Source organism: Nonomuraea zeae (assembly GCF_005889725.1).
GTDB classification, from domain to species: Bacteria; Actinomycetota; Actinomycetes; order Streptosporangiales; family Streptosporangiaceae; genus Nonomuraea; species Nonomuraea zeae.
This window is the reverse complement of the sequence record NZ_VCKX01000559.1, coordinates 1-3,196: the sequence shown is the minus strand read 5'-3', so window position 1 is coordinate 3,196 and position 3,196 is coordinate 1. Positions and strand designations below refer to the sequence as shown.

Below are 3,196 nucleotides of genomic sequence, written 5' to 3'. Positions count from 1 at the left end.
GGGGTGGGTTGCCGGGTCATGCGGCGTATGTGATTTATACGTCGGGTTCGACTGGGCGGCCGAAGGGTGTGGTGGTTGAGCAGCGGTCGGTGGTGGCGTTTTTGCAGTGGGCGGTGCGGGAGTTCGGTGGGGCGGATTTCGCTCGGGTGCTGTTTTCGACGTCGTTGACGTTTGATGTGTCGGTGTTTGAGCTGTTTGGTCCGTTGGTGTCGGGTGGTTGTGTGGAGGTGGTGCCGGATGTGCTGGCGGTTGCGGATGGGGGTCGTGATCTGGGTGGGGTGAGTTTGGTCAGTGGTGTGCCGTCGGCGTTGGCGCAGGTGGTGGGCGCTGATGTGTTGGGGGTGTGTCCGCGTTCGGTGGTGTTGGCTGGTGAGGCGTTGTCGGTGGATGCGCTGGCGGGGTTGCGGGCGGCGGTGCCGGGGGCGCGGGTGGCCAACATTTACGGGCCTACGGAGGCGACCGTTTATGCGACGGCGTGGTTTGCCGATGGTGTGGTGGATGGTGTGGTGCCGATTGGCCGGCCGGTGGACAACACTCGGGTGTATGTGCTGGATGGGGCGATGAATCCGGTGCCGGTCGGGGTGGCTGGGGAGTTGTATCTGGCTGGTGGTGGGTTGGCGCGTGGGTATCTCAACAGGCCGGCGTTGACGGGTGAGCGTTTTGTGGCTGATCCGTTTTCGGGGGATGGGGGGCGGTTGTATCGCACTGGGGATGTGGTGCGGTGGAACGGCGCGGGTCAGGTGGAGTATCTGGGCCGGGTGGATGAGCAGGTCAAGATTCGTGGGTTCCGGATCGAGTTGGGTGAGGTGCAGGCGGCGGTGGCCGCTCATCCGGGTGTGGCTCGGGCGGTGGTGGTGGCTCGTGAGGACACGCCGGGTGACAAGCGTCTGGTCGCTTACGCCGTTCCCGCCGGGGATGGAGCGGGGCTGGCCGAATCGGTGCGGGCGTTCGTCGCGGACCGGTTGCCGTCGTACATGGTGCCTGTCGCCACGGTCGTTCTGGACGCGCTGCCGCTGAGCGCCAACGGCAAGCTCGACCGCAAAGCCCTGCCCGCCCCCGAGTACACAGCGGGCACGGGCCGCGCACCGGCCGACGTCCGCGAAGAGATTCTGTGCGACACGTTCGCCGAGGTGCTCGGCCTGGACGGCGTCGGAGTGGACGACGACTTCTTCGCGCTCGGCGGCCACTCCCTGCTCGCGATCCGCCTGGTCGCCCTGGTACGGGCACGCGGCGTCTCGGTCTCCGTACGAGCCCTGTTCGAGGCGCCCACCCCGGCCGGGCTGGCGAGGTCGATCGGCGAGACGCTCGCGGCGGTCCCCGAGAACCTGATCCCGGACGGTGCCACCGTCATCACGCCCGGCATGCTCCCCCTGGTCGATCTGACCCCGGACGAGATCGACCGCGTGACGGCCACCGTCGAGGGCGGCGCGCCCAACGTCGCCGACATCTACCCCCTCGCGCCCCTGCAGGAGGGTCTGCTGTTCCACCACCTGCTGGCGGACGGCGGCGAGGACGCGTACGTGATGCCGACGGTGCTGGAGTTCGACTCCCGCGACCGGCTGGACGCCTTCACGGACTCGCTGCAGCGGGTGGTCGATCGCCACGACGTCTACCGCACGTCGATCGTGTGGGAAGGGCTGCGCGAGCCGGTCCAGGTGGTCTGGCGCCGCGCGGCCATGCCGGTCGAGGAGGTGGAGCTGGACCCGAGCGGCACCGACCCGGTCGCGGAGCTGGTGACGCGCGGCGGCACGTCGATGGACCTCGGCCGGGCTCCGCTGATCAGGATGCACACCGCCGCCCTTCCCGGCACCGGGAAGTGGCTGGCCCTGGTCAGGATCCACCACATGGTGCAGGACCACACGGCCCTGGAGGTCCTGCTCGACGAGGTACGGGCCTTCCTCACCGGCCACGGCCGGCACCTGGCGGAGCCGCTGCCGTTCCGCGACTTCGTCGCCCAGGCCAGGAACGGCGCCCAAGGCATCGACCACGAACGCTACTTCGCCGACCTGCTCGGCGACGTCACCGAGCCGACCGCGCCCTTCGGCGTCGTGGACGCCCGCCGCGACGGCATGGACACCGTACGGGCCCGCGTCGCCTTCGGACCCGAACTCCACGCGGCGCTGCTGGAGGTCGCCCGCCGCGTCGGGGCCAGCCCGGCGACGTTGCTGCACGTGGCCTGGTCGCGGGTCCTGGCGGCGGTATCGGCCGGTGACGACGTGGTCTTCGGCACGGTCCTGTTCGGGCGGATGAGCACGAGCGCCGGTTCCGACCGCGTACCCGGCCCCTTCATCAACACGCTGCCGGTTCGCGTGCGGACCGGCGAGCTCGGTGTGCTGGACGCGGTGTCGGCGATGCGGAGTCAGCTGGCGGGGCTGCTGGAGCACGAGCACGCTCCGCTCACTCTGGCCCAGCAGGCCAGCGGCGTGCCGGGTGACCTGCCGCTGTTCACCACGCTGTTCAACTACCGCCACAACACCCCGGGCGAGGCCGGACCGGCCACCGCCGAGGGACTGAACGGCATCAGGCGGGTCTACTTCACCGAGCGCACCAACTATCCGCTGCTCGTCTCGGTGGACGACGACGGCGACGGAATCTCGCTGGCGGTGGACGCGGTGGCGCCGATCGACCCCCGGAGCGTCGGCACCCTGCTCCGCACCACTACGCGAAACCTCGTCTCCGCGCTGGAATCGATCCTGGACGGTGCCCCCGACCTGCCACTGAGCACCGTGGAGGTGCTGGACCAGCCGGAACAGGACCGGCTGCTGCGCGAGTGGAATGACACGGCTGTTGAGGTGGCTTCGGTGACGTTGGCCGGGCTTTTCGAGGCGCAGGTTGGGCGGACGCCGGATGCGGTGGCTGTGGCGGCGGAGGGTGTGGAGCTTTCCTATGCCGAGTTGGATGCTCGTGCGAGTCGGTTGGCTGGGGTGTTGGCTGGTCGGGGTGTGCGGGCGGAGTCGGTGGTGGGGGTTTGTCTGGAGCGCGGTATCGATTTGGTGGTGTCGGTGCTGGCGGTGTTGAAGGCGGGTGGTGCGTATTTGCCGATTGATGTGCGTTATCCGGTGGAGCGGATCGCGTTCATGCTGGCTGATACGGGTGCGGTGACGGTGTTGACGTCGGTGGAGTTTGCGGGTCGGCTTCCGTTGGGGGTGCGGCCGGTGTTGGTGAAGGATCCTGGGCCGGTGGGTGGGGTGGTGGG

The 3,196-nt window shown here is 69.0% G+C and carries 1 protein-coding gene; it reads left to right on the top strand.

Features of this window, described 5'->3' with window-relative positions; genetic code table 11:
• Positions 1-71: 71 nt before the first annotated feature.
• Positions 72-3,196, top strand: a 3,125-nt coding sequence (locus tag ETD85_RS61080) for an AMP-binding protein (protein WP_240780158.1), incomplete at its 3' end; no start/stop codon positions are given.